Genomic DNA, 15,283 nt, shown 5'->3' with positions numbered 1-15,283 from the left:
GACGTGATGCTTCGCTTGGTGCGGGGGCTGCGTGACGCTTCGCTTGGTGGAGGAGTTGCGTGACCCGCCGCCGGGTTCGGGAGGAGCTCGGGCGCGATGCACCTTCCGGACCCGGCGGCCACACGACGACCATGAAACACGCCGCGCCACGCCGGCCGTGCGCACATGTCACCCGAACGGCTCATTCGGCCACCAGAGTCCACCCGATCGTGGACCCGAGCCGTCCTCAAACGCCGGACGGGCTGGGGAGGTCGGCGTAACCCGGGACGCCGGCCGGGCCGTTCCGTCCGGGCCGTCCTCAAACGCCGGACGGGCTGTTCGTCGCGAACTGAGCCAAAAACTCAGCCCGGCCGGCGTTTGAGGCCAAGTAGCCTGGCCGGCGCGTGAGGCCGCCTTGGCCGCAGGCCGGGCAGGTCCCGCCCACCCGGTCGCGCGTGAGGCCGGCCGCTTGTCAACTCGTCGGCGTCAGCCCGGACTCCAGTGGGTTGTCCAACAAGCGCGCGAAGGCGAGTTCGGCCGCGCCGTACAGTGGCGCGTCGTCGCCGAGCGCAGCCGTGCGCAGTTTCAGGTGTTCGCGTGTGACGGACAGGCTGGTCCGGTTCAGCCGACTCCGCACCTGGGCGGCCGTGGCCAGGTAGACCTCGCGCAGCGTGCCGCCGAACACCACCATCTGCGGGTTGAGGATGTTGACCAGGTTCGCCACCCCGAGCCCCAACCAGTCGCCCACCCGGCGCAGCCCCTCCTCGGCGTCCTGGTCCCCGCGCGCCGCCGAGTCGGCGAACCCGCCGATCGCATGCTTCGCGGTGCCGCGCGTCAGTGCGAATTCGCCGATCTCGGTCTCCCAGCACCCGCGCGACCCGCACCGACACGGCCGCCCGTCCGGGTTGACCACCATGTGCCCGACCTCGCCCGCGTAGCCGTCGCCGCCGGTGACCGGCCGTCCGCCGGACAGGATGCCGCCGCCGATGCACACGTCGCCGTGCAGGTAGATCACGTCGTCGCAGCCCACCGCCGCCCCCCGGGTATGCTCCGCGACCACGCCCAGTTCGGCGTCGTTGCCGACCATGACCACCGTGCCGATCGCCGCCGACAGCCGCTCGCCGAGCGGTTCGTCGTGCCAGTCGGGCGTCGGCCCCTCGGGGATCGTGCCGTCCGAGCCGCGCACCATCGCGCACACCGCGACGCCGGCGCCCACGCACACCCCGTCGTGCGGCGTGGTCAGCCGCATCTGCGCGACGAACCCGCCGAGCGCGTCGGCGACCTCCTTGGGCGAGAACCGGCTGCCGGGACGCTGGAGTTCGCGGCGATCCAGGATCATCCCGCCGAGCCCGACCCGGGCCGCGACCACCCGGTCCACGCCGATCACGAACGCGTACACGTACACCCGCTGCGACTGCGCCCGGACCACCAGCGACGGTCGCCCGCGCCCGCCGCCCGCGGTGTCGCGCGGCGACGGCGCCTCCTCGATGACCAGTCCGGCTGCCGCGAGGTCGGCGGTGAGCGCGCCGATCGTGCTGCGGTTCAGACCCATCCCGGCGGTCAACTGGGCGCGCGAGGTGGGGCCGAGCACGTGCACGTGGCGCAGCAGCGCCCCCAGGTTCTGCCTGCGGATGTCCTCCTGGGTGGGCGCTGCGCGCATCGGGCTGCGGACCCTGCCTTTCTCGTCCGTGGCGTCGCTCGAGGGGGAGGGCGGCGTCACCGCAGCCCGGCGGCTTCGGCCCGCCGCCGCGACAGGGCGTCGACCCCGGCGGCGAGGAGCAGCACGACGCCGGTCACAACGTACTTGACGCCGGCGCTGTACCCCATGAGCCCCATGCCGTTGTCGATCACCGCGACCACCGCGCCGCCGAGTACCGCGTCCAGGACCCGGCCCTTGCCGCCGAACAGGCTGGTGCCGCCGATCACCGCGGCGCCGACCGCGTAGAGCAGCACATTGCTGCCGCCGGTGTTGGAGTCCACCGAGTTGGCCCGGGACGCGGCGACGATGCCGCCGATCGCGGCCATCGTGGAGCAGATCACGAAGGCCGAGATGCGTACCCGGTCCACGTTGATCCCGGCCCGCCGGGCCGCCTCGCGGTTCCCGCCGACCGCGTACAGGCTCAGCCCGTACGGGGTGCGGCGCAGGACGAAGGTGCCGAGCAGGAGCAGCAGGACCAGGATCGGCACCACGATCGGCACGCCGCGCAGCGAGGAGATCACCGTGTTGCGGCTGCGTTCCTGGTTGAGCACATAGACCGCGAGGCCGACCAGGACGGCCAGGGTGCCGACCCGGATGCCGGTGATCGCGATCGGCTCGGCGCTCAGGCCGCGTCGGGTTCGGGCGCGGTTGCGGCGCAGTTGCAGCGCCGCGTAGCCGCCGACGGTGGCGGCGGCGAGCAACCAGCCGACGATGGGCGCGAGGTTGCGGTTGGAGATGGCCAGGATGGTCGAGTCGCGGACGGGGACGTTGGTGCCGCCCTTGACCAGGAGCAGGGACACGCCCTGGAAGGCCAGGAACGCGCCGAGGGTGACCACGAAGGAGGGGATGCCGACCTTGGCCACCAGGACGCCGAGCAGCAGGCCGATCACCGCGCCGACGGCCAGGGCGGCCAACACCGCGCCGTACCACGGCCAGCCGTGTTCGGTGAGCAGCACGGCGAGTACCGCCGCGCAGACCCCGCTGGCGAAGCCCGCGGACAGGTCGATCTCGCCCAGGACCAGGACGAAGATCAGGCCCATGGCGATCACGGTGACCGCGGCGCCCTGGGTGAACAGGTTGGCGAAGTTGCCCGCGCTCAGGAACTTGGGCCGCATGATCGCGAAGACAGTGCACAACACCGCGAGTCCGAGGACGGCGGGCATCGCGCCGGTGTCGCCGCCGCGCAGTCGGCCGAGGTAGCCCTTGAGGTGGGTGACCACCGGCGACTCGGGCGCGTGGGTCTCGCCGTTGTCGGCGAGAGGCAGGACGCTGCTGGTCATCGGTTCACTCCGTTTCGACCCGTGGCGTTTCGACCCGCGCCGGGACCGAGTGCCTCGGTCTGTCCCGACGTGATGAGTTCGACGATCTGGGAATGGGTGATTTCGCTGGTGCTGACCTGGGCGGCGGTGCGGCCGAGGTAGAGCACGGCGATGCGGTCGGCGACGGCGAACACGTCGTTCATGTTGTGCGAGATGAGCACGACGGCCAGGCCGTTGTCGGCGAGCCGGCGGACCAGTTCGAGGACCTGGGCGGTCTGTGATACGCCGAGGGCGGCGGTGGGTTCGTCCAGGACGACCACCTTGCTGTTCCACAACACCGCCTTGGCGATCGCCACGGTCTGCCGCTGGCCGCCGGAGAGGCTGGAGACGCGCTGTCGGATCGAGGAGACGGTACGTACGGACAGGCCCGCCAGGGTCTCCTCGGCGATCTGTTCCATGGTGTCCTCGTCCAGGACCCAGCCGCGTCGGCGCTCGCGGCCCAGGAACATGTTCTGCACGATGTCGAGGTTGTCGCACAGCGCGAGGTCCTGGTAGACGATCTCCACGCCCAGGTCGGAGGCGTCGCGCGGGCTGTTGACGGTGACCTTGTCGCCGGCGAAGAAGTAGTCGCCGGAGTCGGCGGTGTGGATCCCGCCGATGCATTTGACCAGGGTCGACTTGCCCGCGCCGTTGTCGCCGACGAGCGCGGTGACCTGGCCCTCGTACACGGACAGGTCCACGTCGCGCAGCACGTGTACGGCGCCGAAGCTCTTGTTGATGCCGCGCAGTTCGAGTACGGGATCGGCCGCGGGCGGCGGGGCGGGGGTGGGGGACAGGGCCACGATGCGGGCTCCTCGCTGACCTGGGATGGGGGCCGCCGATGGGTGGGCGACGGCGTGGGTGCGCGCCGGCCGGGACCGACTCCGGTGGGTGTCGGTCCCGGGCAACGGCGGTGCCGGGTGGGCTAGTTGATGCCGAACTCGGTGCACTTGGCGGCGTAGGCGCCGGTGCACAGGGCGTCCTTGGTGACGTAGCCGTCGGCGACCACGTCCTTGACGTTCTCCTTGAACACGGCCAGCGGTTCGAGCAGTACGGACGGCACGTCGCGCTTGCCCTCGGGGTCGCGCACGGTGGCCGGCAAGGTGGGCTTTTGGCCCTTGGCGAGCGCGACGGCCAGGCCGGAGACCGCGTCGGCCTCCTTCTTGATCGCCTTGTAGACGGTCATGCACTGGTCGCCGACCAGGATGTTCTGCAGCGCGGTGGTCTCCGCGTCCTGTCCGGTGACCGGGACCTTGCCATTGAGCTTCTGCTTCTTCAGGATCGAGATCGCCGCGTTGCCCAGGCCGTCGTTGGCGGCCACCACGCCGGAGATGTTCGGCGACTGGGTGAGCATCTGCTCGAACATGTTGGCGCCCTCGGTGTTGTTCCAGTCCGGGACGGCCTGGTCGGGGCCCTTGAGGTATTCGCCGGAGTCGAACTTGGCCTTGAGGACCGCATCGTAGCCCTGCTTGAGCAGCGTGGCGTTGTTGTCGGTGGCCGAGCCGTTGAGCATCGCGATGGTCGGCTTCTGCACGTTCGCCGCGGACAGGCACTTCTCCAGGCCCTGGCCCATCAGCGTGCCGACCTTCACGTTGTCGAAGCTGACGTAGTACTGCGCGCTGCCGCCCAGGGTCAGCCGGTCGTAGTCGATGGTCGCCACGCCCTGCGACTTGGCCTTGTCCAGTACGGCCTTTCCGGTGCCGCTGTCCAGGTTGACGATGACCAGGACGGTCGCGCCGTTGGTGATCATCTGGTCGGCGAGGGTCTGGAACTGGGACTTGTCGCCCTGCGCGTTCTGGATGTCGTAGTCGACGCCGGCGGCCTTGAACGCCTCGGTCAGGTACTTGCGGTCGTTGGTCTCCCAGCGGCCCGACGTCTTGCTGTCCGGCAGGATGACGCCGATCTTCGCCTTCTTGCCACTGCCGCCCGTTCCGGTGGCGCCGGGCGAGCCGGTGCCGGAGTTGTCGGCACACGCGGACAGCGTGCCGGCGGCGAGCACGACGCAGGTGGAGACGGACACGAGGAACCTCTTGCGCATGGTGGATCCCTTCGGGCATGCGCCGGTCGGGCCGGCGGGGGGACGCGATGACGTGCGAGCGGCCTCGGGCTAAATGTTGTGGGCGACAACGTAATCCTCCGGAGGGGCGTCCGCCAGACCTTGGAACGGGTCGAGAATGCGACTCGGGTAACGGTTTGGATACGCATTGGCGATACAAACCGGTTGTTCGTGCGGGATGTCAGGTAGGCCGCTTGCAGGGATTAAGTTTCTGGCAACAACTTAGAATCCGGCGGGCAGCTTTGATGGCTGCGCGGCGATGGCTGGAGCAGGCGGCACAACTTTTGGTGGGCGATCGACCCCGACTGTTCGGCGCTCGATGTGCTTCCGGAGGCGCTGCCGGACACCGCCAAACGCCGGCCGGGCCGAAGGGCCGGCTCGGCCCGCACTCGAACGGGACATGGAACTCATGCGGTTCGGCACCTACGCCACCACCGAGAGGGCGGCGAAGGCGCGGGCATGGCGCAGGTGGAGGAGGGATCGCGCGGTGGGGTGCCGGGTGCGGGGGATGGCGTGTTCGAGGATGTCGGCTGCGGCGCGGGCGTCCTTGAGCCAGAGCAGTTGCCGGCCCCGACGACCTACGACTGCCCGAACGGCACCGCCACAGCGACTGGCCCGCGATGCTGTCCGCCGCCGGGTTCACCGCCGTGCACTGCCACGCTCGTCCGGCCTGGACCGACACCTACCAGAACATCTACCGCGTCGCGCTCCAGCTCGGCGACCCGGGCCCGGACACCGCGCTCGCCGGACTGCAAAGCGAAGCCCGCCGGCGCCTGCCCACTGCTCACCTCCTGCGCAGGGTCGCCGTCACCGCCGTATCCGGCTGAGCCCTCCGAGCGGCCCGGCGCACAAGTGGTGTGGGAACGTCAGCCCAGGTCGGCCAGAACAGCTGCCACAGCGTCGTAGGTGTTCTCCACCCCGGCGGCGTTGCCCAGCCGGTGGCGCTCCAGACGGACGGCGCCCAGGTGCCGGACCTCGTAGACCAGTGAACGCCATACTGCGGCGGGAGAGCGGTCGGGTTCCCCGTAGGTCTCCCAGAACGCCACCCGCTCGTCCTGTTTCGCCGTTGCCATCCGGATCGTCCAGTCAGCGTCCGGCGGGCCCCACCACGTGCGGTCCATGTCGAGCACCCCGGTGATCGTGGGCTCCGCAGCATCGGCGTCGAGCATCACGTTGACCGTCCACAAGTCCCCGGTCAGCAGCCTCGGTTCGGTGACCTCGTCGAGCACGGCACGGTCGCGCGCGGCCACCGCGGCGACCTTCCGTACGTCGGCCGCATCCAGGCCGGCACCATCCAGGTCGGCGGCGATCTCCTCCAGCGACGCGAGCACCGCCTCGCTCCACGTCCCGTACCCCGGTCCGCCGACCGGCCCGAAGTGCGGGCCCCGCACGTCGTGCACGGAGCGGGCGATGGCGCCCATCTGCCGGAAGAACGCCGGCCATGCCGTGCGTGGGTACGTCCCCAGGTGCTCCGGAGCCGGGACGCCGTCCAGGTGGGTCTGGATCATCCAGTCCCGGCCGATCACCTCGTGCGACCAGTCCGCAGCGAGGATCTGCGGCATCAGCGGCGCGATCACCGCCAGCCACGGCACGCTGCCGTACTCGTTGCGCATCAGGTGGCGCTCACTGCGGAACTGGCGGCCCTCTTCCGGCGCGACCCGCAGAATCACCGGCCGGTCCCGCCCGGCCAGGGCCACGCGGTACACATTGTTGTACATCCCCGTGCCCAGTTCGACGGCCGACACCGGCGTGGCGGCGCTCCCGAAGGCACGTCGGCAGACCCTCCCGATCTCCTCCACGGTCAGTGACTGCTGGAACGCCTCCGAGGCGCGCTCAACCGGCTGGAAGTCCATGCCGCCCAGGATGCCCCGCCCGACAGCCGTTCGTCACAGTTATCGCGTAGAGCGGTACGGCGGAAATGGGTCCGTCCTGGTGATACGGCCCCGGCCGAAGGCCCGTACGCTCCAGGCGCCCGGGCTGGAGCCTGGCGGTCCAGCCACGCTCTTGTCACCTGGTTCGCTGCTCGTCCACGACACCCCAGGTCGTCGGCGATGCTCAAAAAGCAGGCCGGACAGCATGAACTCCGAGGCGCCCTGGGCGAAAACCGCAAGCCGCGGAGCCAAGCGCACGGCAAAGGACCCCCGGCGGCTCCGGGGGCCGGGTTCACCACGAAGATCGAACACACCCGGGCCATGGTCACCCGCGCCCCAACGCCCCAGGCACGAGGGCCCATTGCGCCGCGACCTCAGAGGCGACGGCCCCGAGCCGTCCCTTACCCGTACTGCCACCGGCAAAGGCAAGAAGCCCCGGCTCCGGGGGGTTCCTGGTTCATCTCTACCGCTTGAGCGTACTCAGCAACTCGCACCACGCGGCGGGACCGACCTCCAGGTGGCCGCGATCCCGGTCCTTGGTGTCGCGGACGCCGGTCGAAGCCGGAAGCGGAGCCACCTCGACACAGGACTGATTACTTGTGGAACGCCTAGCCTTGCGCCAAGCGTAAGTATCGATGGTGTTCAAAGGACTTCCAATCTACTTTGAATCAAGCTCCGCGAATCGGCTTCAGAGAGTGACACCGAACGTTGGTACGCCAGGTCCGCCGGTGCCGACGTACGGTCCGCTCGTTTCTGATCAGGCTGTCCCCGTCACCCGTACTGCCACCGGCAAGCAAGAAGCCCCCGGCTCCGGGGGCTTCTCGGTTCATCCCTACCGCTTGAGCGTACTCAGCAACTCGCACCACGCGGAGGGACCGACCTCCAGGTGGCCGCGATCCCGGTCCTTGGTGTCACGTACGCCCGTGGCCGTCGCCAGCGGCGCTACCTCCACGCACGAGTTATTGCCTGACGAGTAGCTTGCGGTCCGCCACGCGTACGAGTCGGTGATTCTCAACGTAGTGCTTCCAATCTGCTCTGAATCAAACGCTGCGACTCATCTTCGGGGAGCGCCGCCGCACGCTGATAGTCCAGTCCACGCCGATGCCGCCTCACGGTCCGTTCGTCTCTGATCATCTGCGATCCACTCTCCCACTCAGCATGCGCCACCGGCCCTTCGGGGACTGGCAGTTCGAGTACTGTCACTGCCCCAAGGAACGGATGGGTCATGGCATCAGAGGGCAGGATCCGGAGGCGCACATTCTCAAGCCGGCTCAGGTCAAGCAGATGTTGCAGTTGCTCCTGCAAGGCTAGCGGTCCGCAGAAGCCCGTGGAGAGTACCTGCTCGGGCAGGGTCGCGGAGATGAAGATACCGCGATTCGTGATGATCTCCGCGCGCTGAAGTCGAACCGTCAAGAGCATTTCCGCATCGTCGGGATCCGGCACGAAAGGCGACTGTAGGAGGGTGGCCCGCGCGTAGCCAGGAGCCTGCATCGGCCCAGGAACGATGGTCGAGACAACGTCCATCGCGGATGCCTGCGACTCGACAATGATCAGATCCTCGTAGTCTCGATCGATGACGTCGGCATACCTCATCCACCACTGATCAGGTGCGCTCTCGACGCCCAAGGCGCGATTCAGGCGCATTCGCGTCACAGGAGTCATGTGCAGAATTTTGGCCAGCACGTCCAGATGATCCGGGCGGATTGGCGTGACTCCGGTCTCCAGCCGAGACTGCGAACCCTCGGCCCACCCCGCCTCGTTCGCCACTTGCGACATGGGCATGCGCGCTTCCTGCCGCAGCCGCCGAATCTCTGCACCTACCTGTGCGGGAGTGAGCATCCTGCCCCCAATTCACTCGTCTGAGCTCGGCTCGCATGCCTAGCCGTGCGAGAGGTTGATGTAAGCCAACTTACATGTCAACGTGAAGTGTGTCACGAGTGCTCGACTCTCTGTGACTTCCATCAGCCACGCTCTGGGTCGAGCGCGCCGCCATCACCAAGCGTGAGGCACTGACATGCATCAAATCCGTTCCCATCCCGTGGCGTTCGCGCCCGCCCGCCGCCCAGTACGCCGTTCCCGGCCCGAGCAGGTGAGTGCGGATCCTCTCGCCTTCGGCGGCGGCCGAGGCCGTCTACACCCCGCCCGTCGGATCAACCAAAGGAGTACGCATGACCGAAGGCCAACCCACCATCCGCTTCACCTCGTCCTCGGATTGCTCCGTCGAATCGGCGCCGGTGATCGGGTCGCCGCAACTGAGCGGGAAGGAGCGCGAGTTCGCGGTCGGCGACGAGGTCCGGAAGACGAGTACGCGATGGCGGGACAGCGGGGAAATCGTCGGCATCCGGTACATCGATGCCGAGCCGCTGTACACCGTGCGGCGCTGGGCGGATCGGGACCTCTACGACGCCACGGCCGACGAACTGGTCCACGACCCCGACTTGACCCCACTCCCGGAGCCTGACGGGGCGTCATGACCAGGTGGGCGGGTACTCGATTCCAGGCGACGCCCGCCCACCTGCCACACCACCAGTCACGAAGGATGGCAAGGTGTCAGACGAAGAATATCCGAGTGGGGTCAACGCGTGAGCGATACCACGACCGAGCCCCAAGCAACCGCCACCGCCGACGACTTCACCCCGACCCGGTGCGCCGCGACGTACAACGTTCTCGACGGGGCGTGGGAGGATCCGGAGGGCCTCGTGCGAGTCCTGGCCGGTCTCGGCGCCGATGTGATCGCGCTCCAGGAGTGCCGGGGGTGGGACGAGGAGCACCACGCGCGCCTGCACGAGGTGGCCTCGGCCCTGGGCATGCAGGCGCTGTTCGCGCCCTCCGGCAGTAACCGGTGCCACATCGTGCTGCTGTACCACCCGGAGACGTTCCATCTCGACGACTGGACTCCCGACGCGGCAGAGGGCAGGTTTCAGCACACCCTGCTGCGCGCCCGCCTCACGGTCCACGCCACCGACGAGAAGCTCACGGTCCTGGCCACACACCTCTCGCCCCTGGGCGGCGCGACCCGTGCCGTGGAGGCGGGATGGCTCACCCAGTACGCCGAACCGGGCAGGAGCGCGGTGCTCCTGGGCGATCTCAACACGATCGGGGCCGGCGATCCCGAGCCGGACTGGACAAGGTTCCCGCCCCACCTGTACTCGCGCCACCGGACCATCCTGCCCAACGGCGAATGGGGTCCGGCGGACCGTCGGGCGATGCACATACTCGTGGGCGCGGGCTGGACCGACCCGTTCGCGGAGCCGGGCCGGGAATTCACTCCCACGGTGGGCCACTTCCGCCCGGATGAACCCGGTCCACACCGCAGCGACCACATCCTCCTGTCACCGGCCCTCGCGAACCGGCTGGTGGACTGTGCCGTGATCGACACCGACCAAACCCGCCGCCTGTCGAACCACCTGCCGGTACGAGTGCGGTGGCGCGACGGGCCCCAGCCGTACGAAAAGGAACAGGGCCGATAGACGCCCCGTTCCCGGCCGGGTGAAGTAGCGCGCCACTGGAAGGGCCCTGGGCCCTGGCGGGTGGTGCCGCCGGGGCCCTTGATCGACTCGCCTCCCTCGGGGGTCGATCAGATGCGCTGCCACAGTCGGCGGCGCGGAGGGCACCGGCCGAATCGGCGCTTGGGCGTGCGTCCCAGGGCGCCGGCGTAGGCGACTTCGAGACCCACTTCGAGACCCTGCGGGCGCCACGGGTCGTCCGGCGACTGCATCGGTACCTTGCGGCGCGCCTGCTCCCGGATCTCCAGATGTGCGTCGTTGGCGGTCCCGTGCAGCGCCTCGTCGTAGGACGCCATCGCCGCCCGGATCGCCGCGCCGGCCGTCCCTCGGCGGCGCACATGCATCGCCAACCACCGGAAGCCGGCGAGCAGTACGGCCAGGCTGCCGGCCACGGTCGCGAATCCCAGGAAGCCACCCATGGGATCGACCCTACGCGCCGCGAGCTACTTGTCGAAGCTTGCGAAATAGGTCGCGGCCATGTCCTCGGCGCCGTGGCCCTGTTGCGAGGCGCGCTGGAAGCGGTCGGCGCCGGCCGCCACGACGTCCATGTGCACGCCGGCGTGGTCGGCGGCCTGGAGGATCAGGGTGGCGTCCTTGTGGGCGTTGTCCACCGAGAAGCTGGTGGTGTAATCGGCGGAGATGATCGCGGCCGACTTGAGCCGCAGATAGCCGGTGTCCAGCGGGCCGCCCTCGATCAGGTCGAGGAACAGCTGCGGGTCCACGTCCAGGCCCTTGGCCAGGGCCAACGCCTCGCCCACGCCGTGGGTCAGGACCAGCACCCAGCTGTTGAGAACCAGCTTGAGCCGGGTGGCCGAGCCGGCCGCGGCATCGTCGCCGACCCACACCGTACGGCGGCCGATCGTGTCGAACAGCGGCTGTACGACGTCCCGACTCGCGGGTGCGCCGGCCGCGAGGACCACCAACTGCCCCTGCTCGGCCGGGCCCTTGGTGCCCAGGATCGGGGCGTCGATCAGCACCAGGTCCAACTCCCGGGCAAGCGCGGCCAGTTCGTCGATGGCATCGACACCGACCGTGCTGATCTGCACCCACACCGTGCCGGGCCGCAGCGCCGGGGCCGCGGCCTTGACCGCGGCCAGCACCCGGGGGCCGTCGTTGAGCGCGGTGAGCACGATGTCCGCGCCGGTGACCGCGTCGGCGGGGGAGTCGGTCGCGATCACGCCGTCGGCGGTGAGTGCCTCGGCCTTGTCGCGGGTGCGGTTCCAGGCGCGCACCGCGAAGTCGTCCCGGGCCAGATTGCGGGCAATGGCGGTGCCGATGATGCCGGTGCCGAGGACGGCGACGGTGGGTCGGGTGTTCGTCATGGGGCTCGCTCCGCATCAAGTGGTTCGAAAATCTTCGTACCCCGGTACCGTAGACACTGACGGCCCGCGCCCGCAACCGCGGGGTCGAGCCGAACCGAACCGGGCCGAAGCCGGGCCGAAGCCGGGCCGAACCGAAGTGAACCGAAGTCGAAACAAACCGAACCGAGCCGAACCAAGGAGCGCGAACCGGGATGCCCGTCCAGATGCACCATCCGTCGCTCGACGAGGTGGCCCTGAGCGCGGTGTTCGCCGCGCTGTCCGACGACCATCGGCGCGCGGTGGTGGTCGCGCTGGCCGCGGAGCCGGACCGGGAACAACCGTGCTCGGCGTTTGCCCTACCGGGTACCAAGTCGACCCGTTCCTACCACTGGAAGGTGCTGCGCGAGGCCGGGCTGACCGTGCAGCGCAACACCGGGACCGGGATGACCCTGCGGTTGCGCGGCGCGGAGTTCGACCGACGCTTCCCGGGCTTGCTCGCCAACCTGCTCGTCCTGGCGGGTCGACCCGAGGACGAGGCGGCGAAGGATGCACCGCCCGAGGGCTCCTGAGGCATCTGAGGCATCGGTTTCGGCCCTGGGCATAGGTGTTCCGTCGGCACCCGCGTCATGGATATGGTCCGAATATGGGTGAATCGAGCGGTGAATCGAGCGGCATATCGAGGGTGGTCGAGATCGACGGGGTGCGCCTGGTACACGACGTCCGGGGCGCGCCGGAGGCCCCGCCGCTGGTGCTGCTGCACGCGCTCGGCGAGGACGCCGCACACTGGGCCCGGATCGCCGAGCCGTTCGCCGAGCACTGGCGGGTGTACGCGGTCGACCTGCGCGGGCACGGCCGTAGCGACTGGCCCGGCGACTATTCCCTGGAGCTGATGCGCGACGACCTGCGCGGCTTCCTGGACGCGCTCGATCTGGATCGGGTGGACCTGATCGGCCACTCGATGGGCGGCATCGTGGCCTACCTCTTCGCCCAGGAACACCCGGAGCGGGTACGGCGGTTGGTGCTCGAGGACGTAACCGTCCCGCTCCCGCGCGAGCCGATCGCCCCGGTCCGTCCCGAGGGCGAATTGGCCTTCGACTGGGACATGGTGATCGCGATCCGCAAGCAGGTCGACACCCCCGACCCGGTGTGGTGGGAGCGGCTCGACCGAATCACCGCCCCCACCCTGGTCGTCGCCGGCGGCTCCACCAGCCACATCCCACAGGACCGGGTCACCGCCTGGACCCGCCGGCTGCCCGACGCGCGGGTGGTCACCATCCCGGCCGGCCACCTGATCCACGCCCGCGAACCGGAGGCGTTCACCGAAGTGGTCCGGTCCTTCCTGCACTCGCGCCGCTGAGTCGCCGGTTCGGCGACCATCCCCCCACCGGCGTATGCCCTGGGTCTCGGGAGGTAGGCGAGGCGCGGGGTCGGGGTGCGCCTGATGGGCGATGTGGGGGCGGGGGCCGGCGGCGAGGATCTTGGCATGTCCAGATTCTCGGCGGCCTCGCCCGCCGCGCTGCTTGCGCTTGCCCTCGTGTTGGTTTCGCCGACCGCTGCGGTTGCCGCGCCGACGGCGGCATCGTCGCGGGTGTCGGCCGCGACCGCCTCGGGTGCTCATACGTCGTTGCCCCGCCCGACGGGTCCCTACGCGGTCGGGCGGGAGAGCCTGCACATGGTCGACCGGTCGCGGCCGGATCCGTGGGTACCGGCGGCCGGCGCACGGGAGTTGATGGTCGGCATGTACTACCCCGCACGGTCCGGGACCGGAACGCCGGCGCAGTATGCGACGGTCGAGGAGGCTCGGCTGTTGCTGGCCGACGCGGGGTTGGGCGGTGTCGTGCCGGCCGAGACGCTGAGCGGGACCGGCAACGATGTACGGGCGGACGCCCGGCCCGTGCGTGGGCGGTATCCGCTGGTGGTGCTGTCCCCGGGGTTCGGGGCCTCGGCCTTCACCCTCACCGGGCTCGCCGAGGAACTCGCGGGCCGGGGCTACGTGGTGGCGGCGATCGATCACGCCTACGAGTCCGCCGGTACGGCCTTTCCCGACGGCCGGATGTTGACCTGCGTGGCGTGCACGAAGGTGCGTACCGAGGAGGAGTTGGCGGCCGTTCCCGCCGGGCGGGCCAAGGACGTGTCGTTCGTCCTGGATCGGCTCACCGGGTCGCGGCCCGCCTGGCGCTACGCCGACCTGATCGACCGGAAGCGCATCGGCATGGCCGGCCACTCGATCGGCGGGGCGAGCGCGGCTGCGGCGATGGCGGGCGATCGGCGGATCCGGGCGGGGGTGAACATGGACGGCGCGTTTCACTCCACCGTGCCCGAAGACGGGCTGGACGGGCGGCCGTTCCTGATGTTCGGCACCGACGACGACACACATCGGCCGGGCGGCGACGATCGTAGCTGGGGTCAGGCATGGGACCGGCTGACCGGCTGGAAGCGGTGGTTGACCGTGGCCGGGGCAACGCACTACAGCTTCACCGACGTTCCGTTGTTCCTGGACCAACTGGGCGTGCCGAGCCCGGAGTCGGCGTCGAAGCTCCCGGGCGGCCGGGCGCTTGAGCTGACGCGCGCCTATGTCGGGGCGTTCTTCGACGTCCAGTTGAGGCACGTCCGACGGCCGCTGCTTGACGGTCCGACGTCCGCGCATCCGGAGGTCGTCTTCAACAATCCGTGATCCGCAATCCGCAATCCCTAATCCGTAATCCGTGACCGGGCGGAGGGAGGTGGCCCGGCGGCGTCGCGTGGTCGCCGCCGGGCTCGGGGGGCACCGGTCGAAAGGGGGTCGATCGGTGCCGGACCTGGGGGTTGGGCTCAGCCGGGTCGGGTTCGGCCGGGCTGAGCCGCTGAGTTCGTGGGTCGATCGATCGGCCGATATCGATCGGCCGATGTTGCCGCCGGTCGGGACACGGGTCGGGGACAGGAACGTATGGCGGATCCGCCGTGCGCGCGCCGCCGGTGGGCGCGCGCCACCGCTCGCGGCCGGGCGGTGGGGCGGTGTACTTGCGGTTCGGGGGACTGGCGGTTCGGTGTACTTGCGGTTCGGGGGACTGGCGGTTGTCGAGGCTGTCGTTCGGTGGCGCGGTTGTGCGGTGGAACTGCCCTTTGCCGGGCGCCGGTTCGAGACTGCACACGTGTCGCATCCGATGTGCTTCGGAACGCGACTCGGGCTCGACCGGTCGTGGACGGAGACGGGACGGGACGGAGACGGGACGGGACGGAGACGGGTCGGAGACGGAGACGGGACGGGGACGGACGGGCGTGGCCGGGCGATCGTCGTCCGCACCGCGACGAGCGTCCGTTGCACGGACAATGGTCTATACCAACCGGGGTCCCGTCCATAGTGCGCGGGCACTTTTCCGGGTCGGCCGGCAAGTATTGGCAAGACCGTTCCGAATCGCGGGAAATTTTTCCTCGACACAATGACGACACATCTGACGGTATGTCAGAAACATAGCCGCGCAGGCCATGCCGACTTTTCGGCGGCCTCGGCAACATCCCCGTTGGGGAGTAATGACGCCCGATCGACGAGATCGAATCGGAAAGACCCGCTCCGCACCCTTGCGCGACCGGACG

Annotated in this window: 16 protein-coding genes; 6 read left to right on the top strand and 10 right to left on the bottom strand. The window is 69.5% G+C overall.

Annotated elements, in window-relative coordinates; genetic code table 11:
• Window positions 1-451: 451 nt before the first annotated feature.
• From ABIA38_RS40220 to ABIA38_RS40205, 4 genes are all read right to left on the bottom strand, one after another.
• Window positions 452-1,639: an ROK family protein gene (locus ABIA38_RS40220; protein ID WP_424643940.1), complete on the bottom strand. Its 1,188-nt coding sequence runs from the start codon at window positions 1,637-1,639 to the stop codon at window positions 452-454.
• Window positions 1,640-1,695: 56 nt separating this feature from the next.
• On the bottom strand, window positions 1,696-2,958 hold the full coding sequence (locus ABIA38_RS40215) for a sugar ABC transporter permease (RefSeq protein WP_424643939.1): 1,263 nt from the start codon (window positions 2,956-2,958) through the stop codon (window positions 1,696-1,698).
• Complete coding sequence (locus ABIA38_RS40210) at window positions 2,955-3,779, bottom strand: ATP-binding cassette domain-containing protein (protein ID WP_424643938.1); 825 nt, start codon at window positions 3,777-3,779, stop codon at window positions 2,955-2,957. The genes ABIA38_RS40215 and ABIA38_RS40210 overlap by 4 nt, the downstream gene beginning before the upstream one ends.
• A 122-nt stretch (window positions 3,780-3,901) precedes the next feature.
• The gene (locus tag ABIA38_RS40205) at window positions 3,902-5,014 is read right to left on the bottom strand and encodes a sugar ABC transporter substrate-binding protein (protein ID WP_424643937.1); all 1,113 of its coding nucleotides are present in this window, start codon (window positions 5,012-5,014) and stop codon (window positions 3,902-3,904) included.
• Window positions 5,015-5,652: 638 nt separating this feature from the next.
• On the opposite strand from ABIA38_RS40205, the gene ABIA38_RS40200 reads away from it, so the two are divergent.
• Entirely contained in the window at window positions 5,653-5,859 is a 207-nt protein-coding gene (locus tag ABIA38_RS40200; protein WP_424643936.1) for a hypothetical protein, read from the top strand.
• A gap of 39 nt (window positions 5,860-5,898) precedes the next feature.
• On the opposite strand, the gene ABIA38_RS40195 is transcribed toward ABIA38_RS40200, so the two are convergent.
• The 4 genes from ABIA38_RS40195 to ABIA38_RS40180 form a co-directional block, all read right to left on the bottom strand.
• On the bottom strand, window positions 5,899-6,885 hold the full coding sequence (locus ABIA38_RS40195; protein ID WP_424643935.1) for a phosphotransferase family protein: 987 nt from the start codon (window positions 6,883-6,885) through the stop codon (window positions 5,899-5,901).
• A 481-nt stretch (window positions 6,886-7,366) separates the two neighbouring features.
• The gene (locus ABIA38_RS40190) at window positions 7,367-7,549 is read right to left on the bottom strand and encodes a DUF397 domain-containing protein (RefSeq protein WP_424643934.1); all 183 of its coding nucleotides are present in this window, start codon (window positions 7,547-7,549) and stop codon (window positions 7,367-7,369) included.
• 186 nt (window positions 7,550-7,735) lie between these two features.
• A complete protein-coding gene (locus tag ABIA38_RS40185; protein ID WP_424643933.1) occupies window positions 7,736-7,918 on the bottom strand; it encodes a DUF397 domain-containing protein in 183 nt (60 codons plus the stop codon).
• On the bottom strand, window positions 7,915-8,742 hold the full coding sequence (locus ABIA38_RS40180) for a helix-turn-helix domain-containing protein (RefSeq protein ID WP_424643932.1): 828 nt from the start codon (window positions 8,740-8,742) through the stop codon (window positions 7,915-7,917). The genes ABIA38_RS40185 and ABIA38_RS40180 overlap by 4 nt, the downstream gene beginning before the upstream one ends.
• 329 nt (window positions 8,743-9,071) lie before the next feature.
• Between ABIA38_RS40180 and ABIA38_RS40175 the strand changes: the two genes are divergently transcribed.
• Both ABIA38_RS40175 and ABIA38_RS40170 read left to right on the top strand, forming a co-directional pair.
• Complete coding sequence (locus ABIA38_RS40175; protein ID WP_424643931.1) at window positions 9,072-9,377, top strand: hypothetical protein; 306 nt, start codon at window positions 9,072-9,074, stop codon at window positions 9,375-9,377.
• A gap of 108 nt (window positions 9,378-9,485) precedes the next feature.
• Window positions 9,486-10,373 (top strand): endonuclease/exonuclease/phosphatase family protein, encoded by an 888-nt coding sequence (locus tag ABIA38_RS40170; protein ID WP_424643930.1) that lies wholly within the window; start codon window positions 9,486-9,488, stop codon window positions 10,371-10,373.
• 107 nt (window positions 10,374-10,480) lie between these two features.
• Here the strand turns inward: ABIA38_RS40170 and ABIA38_RS40165 are convergent, their stop codons facing one another.
• Both ABIA38_RS40165 and ABIA38_RS40160 read right to left on the bottom strand, forming a co-directional pair.
• Window positions 10,481-10,828: a hypothetical protein gene (locus ABIA38_RS40165; protein WP_424643929.1), complete on the bottom strand. Its 348-nt coding sequence runs from the start codon at window positions 10,826-10,828 to the stop codon at window positions 10,481-10,483.
• Between the two features lie 24 nt (window positions 10,829-10,852).
• Window positions 10,853-11,731: an NAD(P)-dependent oxidoreductase gene (locus ABIA38_RS40160; protein WP_424643928.1), complete on the bottom strand. Its 879-nt coding sequence runs from the start codon at window positions 11,729-11,731 to the stop codon at window positions 10,853-10,855.
• Window positions 11,732-11,922: 191 nt separating this feature from the next.
• Here ABIA38_RS40160 and ABIA38_RS40155 point away from each other — a divergent pair, with 191 nt between their 5' ends.
• From ABIA38_RS40155 to ABIA38_RS40145, 3 genes are all read left to right on the top strand, one after another.
• Window positions 11,923-12,279: an ArsR/SmtB family transcription factor gene (locus ABIA38_RS40155; RefSeq protein ID WP_424643927.1), complete on the top strand. Its 357-nt coding sequence runs from the start codon at window positions 11,923-11,925 to the stop codon at window positions 12,277-12,279.
• A gap of 74 nt (window positions 12,280-12,353) precedes the next feature.
• On the top strand, window positions 12,354-13,067 hold the full coding sequence (locus tag ABIA38_RS40150; protein WP_424643926.1) for an alpha/beta fold hydrolase: 714 nt from the start codon (window positions 12,354-12,356) through the stop codon (window positions 13,065-13,067).
• Between the two features lie 126 nt (window positions 13,068-13,193).
• Window positions 13,194-14,384, top strand: coding sequence for an alpha/beta hydrolase family protein (locus ABIA38_RS40145; protein ID WP_424643925.1), 1,191 nt, complete (start codon window positions 13,194-13,196; stop codon window positions 14,382-14,384).
• The last annotated feature ends 899 nt before the right edge of the window (window positions 14,385-15,283 follow it).

Origin of the sequence: Embleya sp. AB8 (assembly GCF_049739465.1) — a bacterium.
Lineage (GTDB): Bacteria > Actinomycetota > Actinomycetes > Streptomycetales > Streptomycetaceae > Embleya.
The sequence above is the reverse complement of the archived record's forward strand: the minus strand, read 5'-3'. Positions and strand labels throughout refer to the sequence as shown.